Annotated in this window: 21 protein-coding genes, 1 pseudogene and 1 riboswitch; of the genes and pseudogenes, 12 read left to right on the top strand and 10 right to left on the bottom strand. The window is 65.8% G+C overall.

What is annotated here, in order from left to right:
• Nucleotides 1-3: 3 nt before the first annotated feature.
• From JVH1_RS14220 to JVH1_RS14210, 3 genes are all read left to right on the top strand, one after another.
• Nucleotides 4-354 (top strand): Lsr2 family protein, encoded by a 351-nt coding sequence (locus JVH1_RS14220; protein ID WP_005244957.1) that lies wholly within the window; start codon nucleotides 4-6, stop codon nucleotides 352-354.
• A gap of 99 nt (nucleotides 355-453) precedes the next feature.
• Nucleotides 454-1,389, top strand: coding sequence for a triacylglycerol lipase (locus JVH1_RS14215; protein WP_043780746.1), 936 nt, complete (start codon nucleotides 454-456; stop codon nucleotides 1,387-1,389).
• 604 nt (nucleotides 1,390-1,993) lie between these two features.
• Entirely contained in the window at nucleotides 1,994-4,531 is a 2,538-nt protein-coding gene (locus tag JVH1_RS14210) for an ATP-dependent Clp protease ATP-binding subunit (RefSeq protein WP_005244954.1), read from the top strand.
• 68 nt (nucleotides 4,532-4,599) lie between these two features.
• Here JVH1_RS14210 and JVH1_RS14205 read toward each other — a convergent pair whose 3' ends face one another.
• Complete coding sequence (locus tag JVH1_RS14205; RefSeq protein ID WP_009477491.1) at nucleotides 4,600-5,208, bottom strand: TIGR03086 family metal-binding protein; 609 nt, start codon at nucleotides 5,206-5,208, stop codon at nucleotides 4,600-4,602.
• A gap of 37 nt (nucleotides 5,209-5,245) precedes the next feature.
• Here JVH1_RS14205 and JVH1_RS14200 point away from each other — a divergent pair, with 37 nt between their 5' ends.
• Together JVH1_RS14200 and JVH1_RS14195 are read left to right on the top strand one after the other, a co-directional pair.
• The gene (locus JVH1_RS14200; RefSeq protein ID WP_043780765.1) at nucleotides 5,246-6,196 is read left to right on the top strand and encodes a YafY family protein; all 951 of its coding nucleotides are present in this window, start codon (nucleotides 5,246-5,248) and stop codon (nucleotides 6,194-6,196) included.
• A 39-nt stretch (nucleotides 6,197-6,235) separates the two neighbouring features.
• Nucleotides 6,236-6,673, top strand: a complete 438-nt coding sequence (locus tag JVH1_RS14195) for an OsmC family protein (RefSeq protein ID WP_005244949.1) — start codon at nucleotides 6,236-6,238, stop codon at nucleotides 6,671-6,673.
• A 10-nt stretch (nucleotides 6,674-6,683) separates the two neighbouring features.
• Here the strand turns inward: JVH1_RS14195 and JVH1_RS14190 are convergent, their stop codons facing one another.
• From JVH1_RS14190 to JVH1_RS14170, 5 genes are read right to left on the bottom strand one after another with little or no spacing between them, the layout of a single operon-like run.
• A complete protein-coding gene (locus JVH1_RS14190) occupies nucleotides 6,684-7,019 on the bottom strand; it encodes an SH3-like domain-containing protein (RefSeq protein ID WP_009477493.1) in 336 nt (111 codons plus the stop codon).
• Nucleotides 7,016-7,705, bottom strand: a complete 690-nt coding sequence (scnC, locus tag JVH1_RS14185; RefSeq protein WP_009477494.1) for a thiocyanate hydrolase subunit gamma — start codon at nucleotides 7,703-7,705, stop codon at nucleotides 7,016-7,018. Before scnC ends, JVH1_RS14190 begins: the two co-directional genes overlap by 4 nt.
• A complete protein-coding gene (locus JVH1_RS14180; protein ID WP_009477495.1) occupies nucleotides 7,702-8,001 on the bottom strand; it encodes an SH3-like domain-containing protein in 300 nt (99 codons plus the stop codon). Before JVH1_RS14180 ends, scnC begins: the two co-directional genes overlap by 4 nt.
• The gene (locus tag JVH1_RS14175) at nucleotides 7,998-8,441 is read right to left on the bottom strand and encodes an SH3-like domain-containing protein (protein WP_009477496.1); all 444 of its coding nucleotides are present in this window, start codon (nucleotides 8,439-8,441) and stop codon (nucleotides 7,998-8,000) included. The genes JVH1_RS14180 and JVH1_RS14175 overlap by 4 nt, the downstream gene beginning before the upstream one ends.
• 22 nt (nucleotides 8,442-8,463) lie before the next feature.
• Nucleotides 8,464-8,658 (bottom strand): CbtB domain-containing protein, encoded by a 195-nt coding sequence (locus tag JVH1_RS14170; RefSeq protein WP_005244942.1) that lies wholly within the window; start codon nucleotides 8,656-8,658, stop codon nucleotides 8,464-8,466.
• A 253-nt stretch (nucleotides 8,659-8,911) separates the two neighbouring features.
• On the opposite strand from JVH1_RS14170, the gene JVH1_RS14165 reads away from it, so the two are divergent.
• Nucleotides 8,912-9,577, top strand: a complete 666-nt coding sequence (locus JVH1_RS14165) for a DsbA family protein (RefSeq protein WP_009477498.1) — start codon at nucleotides 8,912-8,914, stop codon at nucleotides 9,575-9,577.
• On the opposite strand, the gene JVH1_RS14160 is transcribed toward JVH1_RS14165, so the two are convergent.
• Nucleotides 9,574-10,029, bottom strand: coding sequence for a membrane protein (locus JVH1_RS14160; RefSeq protein WP_043780752.1), 456 nt, complete (start codon nucleotides 10,027-10,029; stop codon nucleotides 9,574-9,576). The genes JVH1_RS14165 and JVH1_RS14160 overlap by 4 nt on opposite strands.
• A 142-nt stretch (nucleotides 10,030-10,171) precedes the next feature.
• Between JVH1_RS14160 and JVH1_RS14155 the strand changes: the two genes are divergently transcribed.
• On the top strand, nucleotides 10,172-11,113 hold the full coding sequence (locus tag JVH1_RS14155) for a DUF5996 family protein (RefSeq protein ID WP_009477500.1): 942 nt from the start codon (nucleotides 10,172-10,174) through the stop codon (nucleotides 11,111-11,113).
• 11 nt (nucleotides 11,114-11,124) lie between these two features.
• Here the strand turns inward: JVH1_RS14155 and JVH1_RS14150 are convergent, their stop codons facing one another.
• The 3 genes from JVH1_RS14150 to JVH1_RS14140 all read right to left on the bottom strand — a co-directional run bounded on the left by JVH1_RS14150 (nucleotide 11,125) and on the right by JVH1_RS14140 (nucleotide 12,626).
• The gene (locus JVH1_RS14150) at nucleotides 11,125-11,919 is read right to left on the bottom strand and encodes a CbtA family protein (protein ID WP_009477501.1); all 795 of its coding nucleotides are present in this window, start codon (nucleotides 11,917-11,919) and stop codon (nucleotides 11,125-11,127) included.
• The gene (locus JVH1_RS14145; protein WP_005244930.1) at nucleotides 11,910-12,104 is read right to left on the bottom strand and encodes a CbtB domain-containing protein; all 195 of its coding nucleotides are present in this window, start codon (nucleotides 12,102-12,104) and stop codon (nucleotides 11,910-11,912) included. Before JVH1_RS14145 ends, JVH1_RS14150 begins: the two co-directional genes overlap by 10 nt.
• 22 nt (nucleotides 12,105-12,126) lie before the next feature.
• Nucleotides 12,127-12,260: riboswitch (cobalamin riboswitch) on the bottom strand.
• Nucleotides 12,261-12,311: 51 nt separating this feature from the next.
• Complete coding sequence (locus JVH1_RS14140) at nucleotides 12,312-12,626, bottom strand: antibiotic biosynthesis monooxygenase (protein WP_009477502.1); 315 nt, start codon at nucleotides 12,624-12,626, stop codon at nucleotides 12,312-12,314.
• A gap of 32 nt (nucleotides 12,627-12,658) precedes the next feature.
• Here JVH1_RS14140 and JVH1_RS14135 point away from each other — a divergent pair, with 32 nt between their 5' ends.
• From JVH1_RS14135 to JVH1_RS14115, 5 genes and pseudogenes are all read left to right on the top strand, one after another.
• Nucleotides 12,659-13,414 carry an alpha/beta fold hydrolase gene (locus JVH1_RS14135; protein WP_009477503.1) on the top strand — a complete coding sequence of 252 codons (756 nt, stop codon included), beginning with the start codon at nucleotides 12,659-12,661 and terminating at the stop codon, nucleotides 13,412-13,414.
• 59 nt (nucleotides 13,415-13,473) lie between these two features.
• Nucleotides 13,474-13,665: pseudogene (locus tag JVH1_RS14130) on the top strand (DNA-binding protein); the annotation flags it as partial.
• 4 nt (nucleotides 13,666-13,669) lie between these two features.
• Nucleotides 13,670-13,975, top strand: coding sequence for a hypothetical protein (locus JVH1_RS14125; RefSeq protein WP_157180194.1), 306 nt, complete (start codon nucleotides 13,670-13,672; stop codon nucleotides 13,973-13,975).
• Between the two features lie 80 nt (nucleotides 13,976-14,055).
• Entirely contained in the window at nucleotides 14,056-14,229 is a 174-nt protein-coding gene (locus JVH1_RS14120) for a hypothetical protein (RefSeq protein WP_009477505.1), read from the top strand.
• A gap of 147 nt (nucleotides 14,230-14,376) precedes the next feature.
• Nucleotides 14,377-15,396 (top strand): methyltransferase, encoded by a 1,020-nt coding sequence (locus JVH1_RS14115; protein ID WP_009477506.1) that lies wholly within the window; start codon nucleotides 14,377-14,379, stop codon nucleotides 15,394-15,396.
• The last annotated feature ends 42 nt before the right edge of the window (nucleotides 15,397-15,438 follow it).

Here is a 15,438-nt window from a genome sequence, read left to right as displayed (position 1 = left end):
CCCATGGCTAAGAAGGTCACTGTCACCCTGATCGACGATGTCGATCAAGAGGCGTCTGCCGACGAGACGGTCGAGTTCGGCCTCGACGGTGTTCAGTACGAGATCGACCTTTCCTCGGAGAATGCGGCGAAATTGCGCGAGCAACTCGACGTGTGGGTTTCCCACGCGCGCAAGGTGAGCTCGCGCAAGCGCGGCAAGGCCGTGGCGGCTCCGGCCGCCACCAAGTCCCGAGTTTCGGTCGATCGAGAACAGAGCGCCGCTATCCGGGAATGGGCGCGCAAGAACAACAAAAAGGTTTCTGCGCGCGGACGTATCTCCGCGGAAATTATCGACGCCTACAACAAGGCGAACTGAAAGTTAGCTGGGGACAGAATTTGCTGATTCGCTCCGCGAGGTGACCTGCACTGTTACCGTCCCGCACTGATTCGTTAATCGGGAAGTCGGGGGGTAGCCGTGCGGCGCTGCGTGACCGTTTCAGGGATTCTGTTCCTGGCGTTCGTGATGTGGGCCGGGGTGGCGTCCGCGGCGCCGACCTATCCGGTGCCGGATTCGTTCCTCGCCGGCGTGCCTCTCGAATTGCGAAATCCGGGCGGTTCGGCCCCGGGTTCGAACGACTGGTCCTGCCGACCGAGTGACGCGCATCCCGAACCGGTGGTCCTCGTCCACGGCACGGGAGGCGCACGCCAGACCAACTGGGCGGTGTACGCACCGCTCATTGCCAACGAGGGCTACTGCGTGTATTCCCTCACCTACGGCAACTTCCCCGACCTGCCGTGGCCGCTCGATGCGATCGGCGGGATGACTCCCATCGATACAGGCACCGCTCAGATCGCCGTATTCGTCGATCAGGTGCTGTCGAGCACAGGCGCCTCGAAAGTCGACCTGGTGGGACATTCCCAGGGCACTCTGCAGGCGAACAACTACGTGAAGTTCTTCGGCGGAGCAGACAAGGTCGCGAAAGTCGTGTCACTGGCACCGCCGTGGCACGGCACGTACGGCACCGATCAGATCAGCGTCGGGCGGTACATGCGGTCGCTCGGCATCGACGACGAGGTGGCGGCAGGTTTCCCCGTCTGCCGGGCCTGCCCCGAGATGCTGCAGGGTTCCGCGTTCATCGACCGCATGCGGGCGGACGGGGTTTACGTCCCCGGCGTCGAGTACACGAACATCGCCACCCGCTACGACGAACTGGTCGTCCCGTACACGAGCGGCATCGAGCCGGGCCCCGACACGACGAACATCGTCGTCCAGGACGGTTGCGAGCAGGACTACTCCGACCACGTCGCCGTCGCCGGTTCTGCGCGGGCCGCGGGATTCGTGCTGAACGCGCTGGATCCCGCGCGCCCGCGCGACGTGCCCTGCCGGTTCGTCGCCCCCATCGCGGGGTAACCCTTTCTGGCCTCGTCGCCGGTTACCGGGAGAGTCCTGAGCAACCCGCTGGGTATCGCGGTCGCCGCCGGCGGAAACGTAAGGGTGGCGAACTCACAGCTCATCGACATACCCTGTCCGGACACGCAGGTCTGGCTTCCTTCGGAAAGCGGGCCGCGAACTTCGCGGGCAAGCGGTTGTCGCATTTCTGTGACACCACGGCCAGGACGTGCCCGGAGGATCCCGTACAGGACCGTCTGGATGGGGAACAACTGGAAAGAAGTGTCCATTCGAGCCGGTCCCGGCGGCTACGACATGGTGGTCCGCATCGGCATCGCGGAACCTGTTCGCTCCAGGCGTACAGCGAAGGGGAAACGATTGCCGGAGCTGGGGCGTTAAATACGGGTAAGCAGGCCTGCACTTCCATCTAAAGGGGTGGAGGGGCAGCAGGTCGATCGGCAGCCAACTAGAGTAATAGCTGGGGTCGTGGAACCTTCGTCGGTTCGGGGCTTCGGCCCTCGCAGCAGGCGCTGGCGATCTGCTTGTAGTGCCGGAGCGAAACGCGGCGAACAGGAACGAGACACCCGGTCTCGTGACTGCACGTCGGAAAGTGTGAGGGAGAGCGATGTTCGAGAGGTTCACCGATCGCGCACGGCGCGTTGTTGTCCTGGCTCAAGAAGAAGCCAGGATGCTCAACCACAACTACATCGGTACGGAGCACATCCTGCTCGGCCTCATTCACGAGGGCGAAGGTGTCGCTGCCAAGTCGCTGGAGTCGTTGGGCATCTCCCTCGAAGGAGTGCGCAGCCAGGTCGAGGAGATCATCGGCCAGGGCCAGCAGGCCCCGTCCGGCCACATCCCCTTCACCCCGCGTGCCAAAAAAGTCCTGGAGCTCAGCCTGCGCGAGGCACTGCAGCTCGGACACAACTACATCGGCACGGAGCACATCCTGCTCGGCCTCATCCGAGAGGGTGAAGGCGTCGCGGCGCAGGTGCTGGTCAAGCTCGGTGCCGACCTCAACCGGGTGCGTCAGCAGGTCATCCAGCTGCTCTCCGGCTACCAGGGCAAGGAGCCGGCCGAGGCCGGCGGCACTCGCGGCGAGGCGGGCACCCCGTCCACGTCGCTGGTGCTCGACCAGTTCGGTCGCAACCTCACCCAGGCCGCCCTCGAAGGCAAGCTCGACCCCGTCATCGGCCGCTCGAAGGAAATCGAGCGCGTCATGCAGGTGCTGTCGCGCCGTACCAAGAACAACCCGGTCCTGATCGGCGAGCCCGGTGTCGGTAAGACCGCCGTCGTCGAGGGTCTCGCTCAGGCCATCGTCAACGGCGAGGTCCCCGAGACGCTCAAGGACAAGCAGCTGTACACGCTCGACCTCGGGTCGCTCGTGGCAGGCAGCCGCTACCGCGGTGACTTCGAAGAGCGCCTGAAGAAGGTCCTCAAGGAGATCAACACCCGCGGCGACATCATCCTGTTCATCGACGAGCTGCACACCCTCGTGGGTGCAGGCGCGGCCGAGGGCGCCATCGACGCGGCCTCGATCCTCAAGCCGAAGCTCGCCCGCGGTGAGCTGCAGACCATCGGTGCCACCACCCTCGACGAGTACCGCAAGTACATCGAGAAGGACGCCGCACTGGAGCGCCGCTTCCAGCCGGTGCAGGTCGGCGAGCCGACGGTGGAACACACCATCGAGATCCTCAAGGGTCTTCGCGACCGTTACGAGGCGCACCACCGCGTGTCCATCACGGACGGTGCACTCGTCGCCGCGGCCACCCTGGCCGATCGCTACATCAACGACCGCTTCCTGCCGGACAAGGCCATCGACCTCATCGACGAGGCCGGAGCCCGGATGCGTATCCGCCGGATGACCGCACCGCCGGACCTCCGCGAGTTCGACGACAAGATCGCCGACGCCCGCCGCGAGAAGGAGTCCGCGATCGACGCGCAGGACTTCGAGAAGGCCGCGAACCTGCGCGACAAGGAGAAGACCCTCGTCGCCCAGCGTGCGGAGCGGGAGAAGCAGTGGCGTTCCGGCGACCTGGACGTCATCGCCGAGGTCGACGACGAGCAGATCGCCGAGGTCCTGGGTAACTGGACCGGCATCCCCGTGTTCAAGCTCACCGAGGAGGAGACCACGCGTCTGCTCCGCATGGAGGAGGAGCTGCACAAGCGGATCATCGGTCAGGAAGACGCGGTCAAGGCTGTCGCCAAGGCCATCCGTCGTACCCGTGCCGGCCTGAAGGACCCGAAGCGTCCGTCCGGTTCGTTCATCTTCGCCGGCCCGTCCGGTGTCGGTAAGACCGAGCTGGCCAAGTCGCTCGCCAACTTCCTGTTCGGTGAGGACGACGCTCTCATCCAGATCGACATGGGTGAGTTCCACGACCGCTTCACCGCGTCGCGGCTGTTCGGTGCCCCTCCCGGCTACGTCGGCTACGAAGAGGGCGGCCAGCTCACCGAGAAGGTGCGCCGCAAGCCGTTCAGCGTGGTGCTGTTCGACGAGATCGAGAAGGCACACCAGGAGATCTACAACACGCTCCTGCAGGTGCTCGAGGACGGCCGTCTCACCGACGGTCAGGGCCGGACCGTGGACTTCAAGAACACGGTGCTCATCTTCACCTCGAACCTCGGTACCTCGGACATCTCCAAGGCTGTGGGTCTCGGCTTCACGTCCGGTAAGGGCGACGAGTCGAACTACGAGCGGATGAAGCTCAAGGTGCACGACGAGCTGAAGAAGCACTTCCGTCCCGAGTTCCTCAACCGCATCGACGACATCGTCGTGTTCCACCAGCTCACCACCGAGCAGATCGTTCAGATGGTGGACCTGATGGTGGCGCGTGTCGAGGTGGCCTTGAAGAACAAGGACATGACGATGGAGGTCACCGACAAGGCCAAGTCGCTGCTGGCCAAGCGTGGCTTCGATCCGGTCCTGGGTGCGCGGCCGCTGCGTCGCACCATCCAGCGCGAGATCGAGGACCAGCTGTCGGAGAAGATCCTCTTCGGCGAGGTCGGCCCCGGTCAGATCGTGTACGTCGACGTCGAGAACTGGGACGGCGAAGGCGCGGGCGAGGACGCGAAGTTCACGTTCCGCGGCGAGACGAAGCCGGTCACGGTTCCCGACGAGGTTCCGGTCGACCTGGCCAAGTCCGGCGCAGCCGACTCGGAGTAGACAGGCAGTAGTCGAACGACAACGGGCCGCCGGTGGTTTTCCACCGGCGGCCCGTTCGTGTGTGCGGGTCAGATGCTCTTGCGTCCCGACCAGTTGGCGAGTCGCTCGGTAGGTCCGGCGGTGGGTTGCGGTTCGACCACGTCCGCGAACGGCACGTGGCCGCCGCGTGTCTCCGCCGGGATCGCGTGCCGTGCGACGGCGAGCATGGCCTCGGCGAGCTCAGGGCGGGTTTCGGAGGGCTGGCCGGTGGCGACGGCCAGGTCCCAGCCGTGCACGAGAGTCTCGTTGATGTAGCCCCAGATCGCGGCCCGGCCGGGGACGGTGCCCCACGGTGCGGTCACCGTCGCGTCGAGCCCGCTGTCGTCGGTCCAGACGGGCCACATGCGGTCCGCGGCGGACCGGTAGGCGTCTGGGTAGCCATCGTCGGGGATGTCGGTGACGACGAGCGGAACGGTGCCCGGGTCGCCGCCCTCACCGATCACGCGGGCACGCTCCACGGTGGCGACGAGGTGGCCGAGCAGGGTGCGGACGTCGAAGTCGGCGCAGGGAGTGGCTGCCGTCAGCTGGTCGTCGCGGACTTTCTCGACGAGGGCGGTGGTCCAGGAGAGGGCTTCGTGGTACAGAGGCCGGGGGTCTGTCGTGTTGTTTGTCATGAGGCAACTATCGCCGTGAAACATGACATCTCCTGTCATGTATTTCTGCCAGACTTTCCGCATGCGCGCCGACCGTCTGCTCTCGCTCGTCCTCCTGCTCCGTAACCGCGGGCGTATGTCGGCGTCGGCGCTGGCCCGCGAACTCGAGGTGTCCCCGCGCACCGTGTTGCGGGACATCGACGCACTGTCGACGGCGGGAATACCGGTGTACGCCGAACGCGGTCGTGACGGCGGCTTCGAGTTGCTTCCGGGATTCACCACCGACCTCACGGGCCTGACCGTCGACGAGGCCAAGGCCCTGCTGGCGGCAGGCTCGGCGATGACGTCGGAATCGCTGGGCATGGCGCCGGCGTTCGCGTCGGCGATGCGCAAGGTGGTGGCGGCGATGCCCGACGCGCACCGGGCGGCGGCGACGAAGGTGGCGGAGCGGGTGTACGTCACCCAGGGATCGTGGCTGACCGATCCGGAACCGGTGGACGATCACCTCGGGCTCATCCAGCAGGCGGTATTCGTGGGCCGGCGGCTGAGCATCCTGTACCCGTCGCGGGGCAACGACGCGGTGTGGCGCGTCATCGACCCGCAGGGGCTCATCCACGCGGCGGGACGGTGGTATCTGGTGGCGACGGACGCCGGCCGCGACCGGACGTACCGGCTCGAGCGCATCGAGGACGTCCGTGAACTCGACGAGCCGGCGCAGCGATCTGCCGACATCGACCTCGCCGCGATCTGGGAGCGTCGCCGTTCGGCGTTCCGGGCGCGCGGGACGCCGGTGGTCGCCGAGGTTCTCGTGGACCGTGAGCGCCGCGACGACCTGGTGGAGCGTGCCTACGCCGTCCGCTCCGAGCGGTCGGTCGGCGACGACCGGGTGCGGCTGGAAGCGGTGTTCGGCGACGACTCCCACGCACGCGGGGTTCTGTGGGCGTTCGGCGAGGCCGCGGAAGTGCTGGCACCGGACGCTCTGCGGGCCGCCCTGCGTTCCCGCGCGCTGCGCATGTCCGCCCGGTACGAGTAGGTTCGACACGTAAACCGAAGAACCACGAGAGGATGTGGCATGCCGACACGTACCGCACGGACCGCTTGGAACGGATCGCTCGAACAGGGAAGCGGTCAGGTGGAACTCACCAGTTCCGGTGTCGCGACCTTCGACGTCTCGTTCCCGAAGCGGGCGGCCGAGGAGGCTGGTGGAACCACCAGCCCGGAGGAGCTGATCGCCGCGGCGCATTCCTCCTGCTATGCGATGCAGTTGTCCGCGCTCATCGCGGAGGCAGGCGGCACCCCGCAGAGCCTCGAGGTGAAGGCGGATGTCTCACTCGGACCGGACAACCCGGGTTTCAAGCTCACCGGCATCAAGCTGACGGTCCGCGGCGAGGTTGACGGTCTCGACGCCGACGGATTCGCGAAGGCCGCTCAGGCCGCGAAGGAGTCGTGCCCGGTGAGCAAGGCGCTCACCGGAGTCGAGATCACGCTGGACGCCGCACTCGAGTCCTGAGTGCAGTCGGCTACTGACGGTTGAACCGTGCGCGCACTTCCTCCATCTTCGCTTGGAGTTCGTCCGGGCTGATGACGCCCTTGTCCATCAACGCGTGAGCGGTGGCGACGACGGACCGGGAGCGGACGGGGAAGTCGCGGTAGATGGTTTCGCCCAGTTGGTCCTCGGTGTGGCGCCTGTCGAGATTGTCCCAGGCGCCACGCCAGGACAGGCATTCCGCGGTGGCTTGCATGCTCGATTCCCACGGGTCGGGCTTGCGGTCGAGGTCCGGTAGCGTGACGTCGTCGCGGGTCGTCTCCGGCGTCAGCGTGTTCAGGATGACGTCGTAGGCCTTGTCCGTCATCATCGCGCGGTTCCTCCGTTGTCCGAGGGTGGTGTGGTCGCGGTCCAGTCGACCTGCGGTACGGCGACACCGATCATGGTGTCGCGGGTGACGATCGACGCCAGTTGCTCCTCACTCCACCCGTCGGTGCCCTCGGGGCGCATCGGCATCACCATGAACCGCGATTTCTGGTTCGAATCATGCACGCGCACTTCGACATCCGGTGGGAAGTGCAAGCCGAATTCGGCGATCACCTCGCGGGGCCAGCGCACCAACCGGCGGCGATAGTTGGGGGTGCGATACCAGTCCGGAGACATACCGAGGACGGGCCGCGGATAGCACGAACACAGCGTGCAGACGATGACGTTGTGGACTTTCGGGGTGTTCTCCAGCACGTAGAAGTACGTGTAGTCGCTCGGCGTGCCTGATCCGGTCGGGTCGCGCCAGTCGATCCCCACTTCCTTGCACGTTTCGGTGCCGTCGGCCAGCAGTCGCTTCTTGAACTCCGGGTCGACCCACGCCTTCGCGACCAATTTCGAACCACCCGACGGCCCTACCGATTCGGCCCATTCGGAGAAACGGCGGTGATCCTCGCGGGAGAACAGTCCGTGCTCGATGGACAGTTCCCGAATGGCGGTCTCCAGGATCTCGAACTCGCTGACCTCCTCCGAGGCCTGGATGGGGGCGTGATCGTCGTGCGAATGCGTCATGTGTCCGCCTCTCCTGCCGGCTCGAGCCAGCGCTCGGAGCACTCGGTTTCCAACGTGTCGATCTCGAATCCGGTGTAGCGGGGCCAGAGGTCGGTCTGCCGGAAGCGGACGACGTAGAACGGCTCGGTCCGGCCGTCCTCCACGCGTCCCCACGCCTCGTCCTCGGGAATCACCCACTCCGGGCGATGTTCGACGACCACGCCGGTGTGCCCGCGGATGAATGCCTGAGTTCGGGTGTGGAACATCGACGTCGCGTCCTTGACGGTGACCCGGTCGCCGATCTCGAACTTCGTCATGACTGGCCTCCAGTCGCGTTCCCGCCACCCGACCGGGCGCGGACCTCGTCGATCTTGGCGGACAGTTCATCGGGCGTGATCAGGCCCTTGTTGATGAGCGTCTTGGCGGCCACCGTGATCCACCGCGCGTAGTACGGCAGCCCGAAGTAGAGCGTGGCGCCCAGGTCGTTCTCGGCGCGACGGCGCTCCTCGGAGTTCCACACACCGCGCCACCCGAGGCATTCGCACGTGACGTATGTGCTCATCTCCCAGTCCTCTTCGACCTTCTCCTCGTACTTGACGGGAAGGGCGGCCTGGCCGCCGACGTCGTGGAGAACGTGCCGCAACGCGTCGAACGCGGAATTGGACAGGTAATACGGCGAATCCATCTCGACGTGATGGATCGGGCCGTACTCCGCGACCCTGTTCGCCTGTGCTTCGAAATCTGCTGGAGAGTTCATCGCGTGCTCCGTCGTGGTGGAACTAGTGACAGGGAACTCCCAGGAGGTGGCGGCCGTCGTGCATCAATTCGTGCAGGTACATGCCACTTCGGGAGATCGCACCCTGGTCGAATCCGACCAGGTAGAGGGTGAGCAGAGCGAGCAGGACGACTCCGACGGCGATCAACACGATTCCGAGTGACTCGACGGACTTGCTCGGTGAGGAGACGTAAACCATGGCTACTCCTGGAGGAGTTCGGATTCCACGATCTTCGGGTTCAATGATCATCGAACCGCCGATTGTCCGGGCATCGCGACGAGCGCCCCTCACTCAGCGGCACGATCGATACGACGTTACTCTCGCCGTGTCGATCCCCTCACCGTACCGTTCGGTCGAATCCGGCGTGCGGAAATGCAGCGCGGCGAACCAAGACAAACACCGCGTCGAACCTTGCGGAACAGAATGCACCATCGATTCGTTCCACTGAACTGTGACGAGACAGCAGAACACCGACAGCGACATCGAGATCGAGATCTGGTCCGACGTCGCCTGCCCCTGGTGCTACATCGGCAAGCACCGTTTCCTGTCGGCCCTCGCGGAGTTCGAAGGGCGCGACCGGGTGAACGTGGTGTGGCGGTCGTATCAGCTGTCGCCGGAGACACCGGTGGGGGAACGGCGCAGTGAACTCGACGCCCTGGTGGAGAGCAAGGGTATGCCCGCCGAGCAGGTCCGTCAGATGTTCGGTCACGTTGCGCGCACGGCGGCCGACGAGGGGCTGAGTCTCGACTTCGACACCGTGATCGCCGCCAACACCTTCGACGCCCACCGGTTGATCCACTTGGCGGGCGATGAGCGAGATGCCGTGGTGGAGGCACTGTTCCGTGCCCACTTCGGTGAGGGGGCCGTGATCGACGACCGCGAGGTGCTCGTCGACATCGCGTCGCGGGCCGGCCTCGACGCCGACACCGTGCGCGCCGAACTCGAGTCCGATGCCGGTGCGGACGCGGTCCGCGCCGACCTCGAGACCGCCCGTCGACTACAGGTGTCGGCGGTGCCGTTCTTCGTCGCCAACCGCCGCGTCGCCGTGTCCGGCGCGCAACCGAAGGACGTGTTCCTGCAGCTTCTGACGCAGGCGAGCGCGGTGCCGGTGAACTAGCGGCGCGTGAAGTACCGGTTGGCGTCGGGCCGGAACATGAGTGCCACCGCCGCGATCACCGCCACGAGATGGGTGAGCCGGGCGGTCGCGATCACCGCGGCGTCGAGGGTCAGGCCGGAGACGGCGGACATCGGGTCGTTGCCGGCCCACATCCAGGTGATCGGTTCCATCACGAGCGAAGCGACACCGAACACGCCGAGACCGATCGCGAGGGTGTTCCGCGCCCACGCCCTGCCACTGCGGAATCGGGTCATGACGAACAGCACCGCGCCGTAGACGACGATGCGGACCACGAGTTGCCGGGCGAGGCTGGCGACGTCGGCGGCCGGGCCCTCCAATGCCGGCGACGTGTGCGCGAGGGCCTCGACCACGCCGGCGAACAGGGCGAGTCCGAGCAGCCGGTACGCGCGCTCGACCGGCTGCGGGACCGAGGGTGCAGTGCGAGTGGTCATGTCCGCATGCTGGTATCGGCGACGTCGCGGCACATCACTCCGGGGAGTGGAGTCCACCCCTACCCGGGTATGGGTGCGACACGCTTGCCATCACCCCGTACGAGGGGCACATTGAAATGCACGTCGTCGGCAGGGAGGCACTGTGCGCGAGCAGACACGGTCCGGAGACGCGTGGCCGGCGTTGAAGGTGGACGACTGGGCGTCGACGCGGAACACCCTGCACATGTGGACGCAGATCGTCGGGAAGATCCGCTTGGCCCACGCACCGCTGATCAACCACTGGTGGCAGGTCCCGCTGTACGTGAGCCCCCGCGGTCTCACGACGTCGACGATTCCGTACGGCACCGACTGTTTCGACATCGAATTCGACTTCGCCGACCATCGACTGGTGATCCGCACCAGCACGGGCGGCACCGGGACGGTCGCCCTCGAACCGAAGTCGGTGGCCGATTTCTATGCGGAGACGATGGACACGCTGGCCGAACTGGGTGTGGCGACGACCATTCTGGCCCGGCCCAACGAGGTGGACCCCGCCGTCCCGTTCGCCGAGGACACGCAGCACTGTTCGTACGACGGTGAGTCGGTGCACCAGTTCTGGCGGCAGCTCGTGCAGGCCGACCGCGTCCTGCACGAGTTCCGTTCCCATTTCATCGGGAAGGTCAGTCCCGTGCACTTCTTCTGGGGTGCGCTCGACCTGGCCTGTACGCGGTTCTCCGGAAGAACAGCACCGACTCATCCTGGTGGAGCGCCGAACTGCGGCGACTGGGTGATGGTCGAGGGTTACTCGCATGAGCTGAGCAGCTGCGGTTTCTGGCCCGGTGGTGGCGTCGAAGGCGCGTTCTACGCGTACGCCTACCCGGAGCCGGACGGGTTCGCCGACTACCCGGTCGGGCCCGACGGAGCCTTCTACAGCAAGGAGAACGGCCAGTTCCTGCTGCCGTACGAGACCGTGCGCACCGCAGACGATCCCGATGCCGCACTGCTGAAGTTCCTGCACAGCACGTATGACGCGGCCGCCGAGCGGGGTGCCTGGGACCGGGCCGCCCTGGAGGCGGACCCGGCCCGATGGGACAAATCCCGCTGACGCCCTGTGGGTCAGGCGGCGTTCGCCGGCGCGGGTGCCGTGGCCCGGGTGGCGCGCTCCGTGAGGAACGCGAATGCCAGTCCGAGAACCAGCCACAACGTGGCCTGCGTCGCGAGGGACGACAGCCGGAACTGCCACAGCAGCACTGCGGGGAAGTCGTCGCCCACTTCGTCGACGGTGGGCAGCACGAGGTAGCCGATGGTCACCACCACGAGGAAGGCGAGAACCGGCGCCGCGATTCGCAGCGACAGGAATTCCTGCGCCGCGACGGCCTTCGCCGCGAAGACCGAGGCCACCACCGCGAGCAGACCCAGCACGACTGCGGCGAGCCACAGCCAGGTGCGCTGAGTGATCGTTTCGGGGTCTCCGACAGCCGGTGGGTTGGCGGGGTACTTGAAGAACGGCACCGCCTCGATTGCCAACCAGCCCAATGTGGCCAATGTCAGACCGAGCAACGGCCCGGACAGCGTCGTCACTCGTCGTGCGTAATTCGCGACGACGGCGAAGATCGCCCCCAGAGCCAGGCCCGCAAGGGACGTGGCGAGGAACAGCCCGAAGCGCTGTCCGTCACGGCTGACCAGTGCCTCTTCCTCGTCGTGCGAGTGCCCGGCCGGCTCGGCCGCCTGAGTGGCGTCGTGTGAGTGGACTTCGGCTTCGGCGGCGCTGTTCGACTCTTCGATCGCGATGGCCGCATCGATGTGCGACTCACCGAGGACGAACGCGACGCCACCGGCCAGGATGCCTGCGATCAGGCCGGCCAGCAGGCCGCGGATGAGGAGTTTCGCGAAGGAATCGGTCAGTGGCATGGCAGACCCAGGAGGTGGCGGCCGTCGTGCATCAGTTCATGCATGTACATGCCACTGCGCGAAATCGCGCCCTGGTCGAAACCAACGAGGTAGAGAGCGAGCATCGCGAACAGAACGATCGCGAAAGAGATGACGGCGAGACGGGTCGTGTCGACCGACGAGCCGGGTGCGTAGGCGAGTGCCATAGTTCCTCCTGGGATTTCGCGTCCCCTAGGTCCAGGCGATGGCCGCAGTATCTGGCTGTCGAGGTGGCTCCCGTGAAGGACTACTCCGATTTACAGTGGCGCGACCGCTCCGGGATTGCACCGGATTCCTGCCGAACCATCGCTTTGTCCTGCGAACTTTTGCACCCGGCGGGCCGTCGTGTCAATCCTCCCGCTCGGCCCCGTCTCTCAGCCCTTGTTCGCTGCCGCGACGTCGAGAACGACCTCGAACTCCAGCAGAGACGCTCCGGACGCCACCGGCTTCTTCTGCTCACCCGCGTGTGCTTCCCGGGCCGGACCGTCGCGCCACGCCGCGAATGCCTCTTCGCTCTCCCACTGGGTGACGACGAAGTAGCGGTTCTCGCCCTTGACGGGGCGCAGAAGCTGGAATCCGAGGAAGCCGGGGGAGTTCTCCACGGCGTGCGCGCGCGCTGCGAAGCGCTTCTCGAGTTCGGGGCCTGAGCCCTCGGGGATTTCGATTGCGTTGATCTTTACCACTGCCATGCGGGCGAGATTACTCCGCTAGCGTCGGAGGGGTGGCAGGTGAGAGTGCGTTGCACGACGAGGGTGGGACGGGGCAGCCGATTCTGCTGTTGCACGGGCTGATGGGCAGCGCGCGGACCTGGGGTCGGCACGTGCCGTGGTTGCGCGAGCACGGCCACGTCTTCACGTTCGACGCCGCAGGTCACGGCAGGCCCGCACCGTCGCGGTTGACGACGGAAGCGTTCGTGGCAGATCTGGCCGCCGCACTCGCGCCCTTCGCCGAGCCGTGGGTGGTGATCGGTCATTCGATGGGCGCCCTGCACGCGTGGTGCCTGGCGGCCGAACACCCCGAGAAGGTGTCGGCGCTCGTGCTCGAAGACATGGCCCCCGACTTCCGGGGCCGGACCGCCGCGGACTGGGCGGCGATGATCTCGAACTGGCCGCAGCCGTTCGCGACACGGGAAGACCTCTTCGAGTTCTTCGGTCCGGTTGCCGGACAGTACTTCCTGGACTCGTTCGAGCAGCGCGCCGACGGCTGGTACCTGCACGGGGACGTCGACACGTTCCGCGACATCTCCGAGGAGTGGGGCGGTAGGCACTTCTGGGACCAATGGGCGTCGATCACCGTTCCTGCCCTGCTGATCGAGGGGGAGTTCACGATCACCCCCGACGGTCAGATGCGGACCATGGCGGAGCGGCATCCCGGCGCCGAGTACGTCCGCATCGAGCACGCCGGGCACCTCGTCCACGACGACCAGCCGGAGCAGTACCGGAAAGTGGTCGAGGAGTTCCTCCACGGGCTGGGCTGAGAGCCACCTCGTCCGCTGCGCAGGAGATTGTGTTCGTTTTTTCGCTTCATGGTTGAGGTATGGCCGCTCGGATGAACCACACGGTGTTGCCGCCGGGCGCCGACGATCGGGACCTTCTCACCGCGTTGAAGTATGTTATCGCTGGTCAGGATGATGTGACGATCTCGACTCCGGAGGGTTCGGCGCCGTTGCCGGACAGTGTCCGGAGGCTGCTCCTCGACGCGGTCACGGCTCTGGATCGGGGGCAGAGCAACCGTGGCTGCCTGTCGGGTGGTTCTCGACGCGTGCGTCCGGCTTCCGCAGCTGGCCGACGAGCAGATCGACTCGTTGCCGCCCGAGGTGCGGCAGACGTACCGGCAGCTTCGTGCGGTGGATCCGGCCGAACTGGTGCGGTTTCTCGGGCATACCGATCTGGTGAATGCGGCGTGGGCATTCCTGATGCCGGTGTGTGTGGACGGGGATCTGCTGTCGGCATGGCCGAATGTGGATCCCGACTTCCGGGCGGTACTGGCGCAGAAGTGGGTGCGTGACAACCACTGTCAGATGACTGTTGACTGTTGACGGTTGGGAAAGTGAGGCGGTTGAGGCTGCCCTTGCCGGGCCGGTGCCGGCTCATCCGCTGTGGGTGCATTTCGACCAGGATGGTCGCCCCGGAGGTCGAGGCGCTCTACGTACTCGACGCCTCGGCGCTAGAGGGCGGTCTGTGGCAGCCGAACGATCCCCGGTACGTGTGCCCGGTCCTCATGCATCTCGTCGACGGGCGTTGGCTGGTGCGAAATCTGGGGTCGGAGTCGGACCCTGCGACTACCACCTGAAGCTACGTCGGTGCGGGCGGGGGGTGAATGGTTGCCAGCCCCTGGGTATCTATCGCGCGATGCGGTGAAACCTCACGCTGGTTGAACGCCCGGCAGTCCGGGAGTTCCACGTATTGCTGTACTCCACGACCTATTCGAAGGCGCACAATGTATTTCGACTTCCGTGACAAGCCCGACCGTCTCTGTGTCAAAGAAATGGTTCATGGTTACAACATATCCAGCTGCTTGTTCGTAGCCGTCGAGCTGGAGCTCGCCGATCTGCTGGCGGCGGGCCCAATGGCGCTTGCCGACCTTGCCCAACGAAGCGGCACTGATCCCGATGCGCTGAAGCGGATCCTCCGCCTACTCATGAGCGCGGGGATCTTCTCCGTGGACGAGCAGGACAGATGCGCACTCACGCCGCGAGCCGAATTCTTGCGCAGGGATAATCCGGAATCGATCGCAAGCGAGGTGGAGCTCTTTGCCGGCGCAGAAACGTACCTGGCCTGGAGCGAGCTGCTCCAATGCGCACGTACGGGACAGACAGGATTCGGCCAGTTCTTCGGCAAATCCCTCTTCGACTACCTGGCCGAGCACCCCGACTCCGCCCAGCGCTTCCATCTGGGCTGGCACGAGATCTCGATCCGCGCCGGTCTCGAGACCGCGGAAGCGATCGATTTCACGGACAATCGGCACGTCGTCGATGTCGGCGGTGGCTACGGCATCGTGACCGCCCAGCTGTTGCGCAAATACGAGCATCTGCGGGGCACGATTTACGACTTGGAGTTCTCGCTGGCCAGGGCCGGTCACACTTTGCGGGAATATGGCGTCGATGAGCGGTGTGGCATTGTGCCCGGCGACGGTTTCACAGAGGTGCCTGGCGGGGGCGACGTCCACCTGCTCAAGAGCGTTCTTCACACGATGAACGACGACGACTCGGTACGCGTCCTCATTAATTGCGCGAACGCACTCGAGCCCGGCGGCAGGATCCTGGTCCTGGAGCGGGTGATCAGCGAGGACGGCGGATACGTCTGGGGAAATGTGGTGGACGTCGCCATGCTGGTCATGACGGGCGGCCGGGAGCGAACGATTCAGGACTACGCGCGCCTATACGAGCGCGCAGGCCTCGAACTCACCGGCAGTACGCTCCTGCCCTGCGGCTTCAGCGCAATCGAGGGCCGGAAGTGAGACCGGCCGGACGAGCGCGACCTCCGGGAATCAGCGGACCTC

The sequence above is a fragment of the Rhodococcus sp. JVH1 genome, assembly GCF_000280725.2.
Taxonomy (GTDB): Bacteria; Actinomycetota; Actinomycetes; order Mycobacteriales; family Mycobacteriaceae; genus Rhodococcus_F; species Rhodococcus_F jostii_A.
This window is presented reverse-complemented; position numbering and strand designations above follow the sequence as displayed.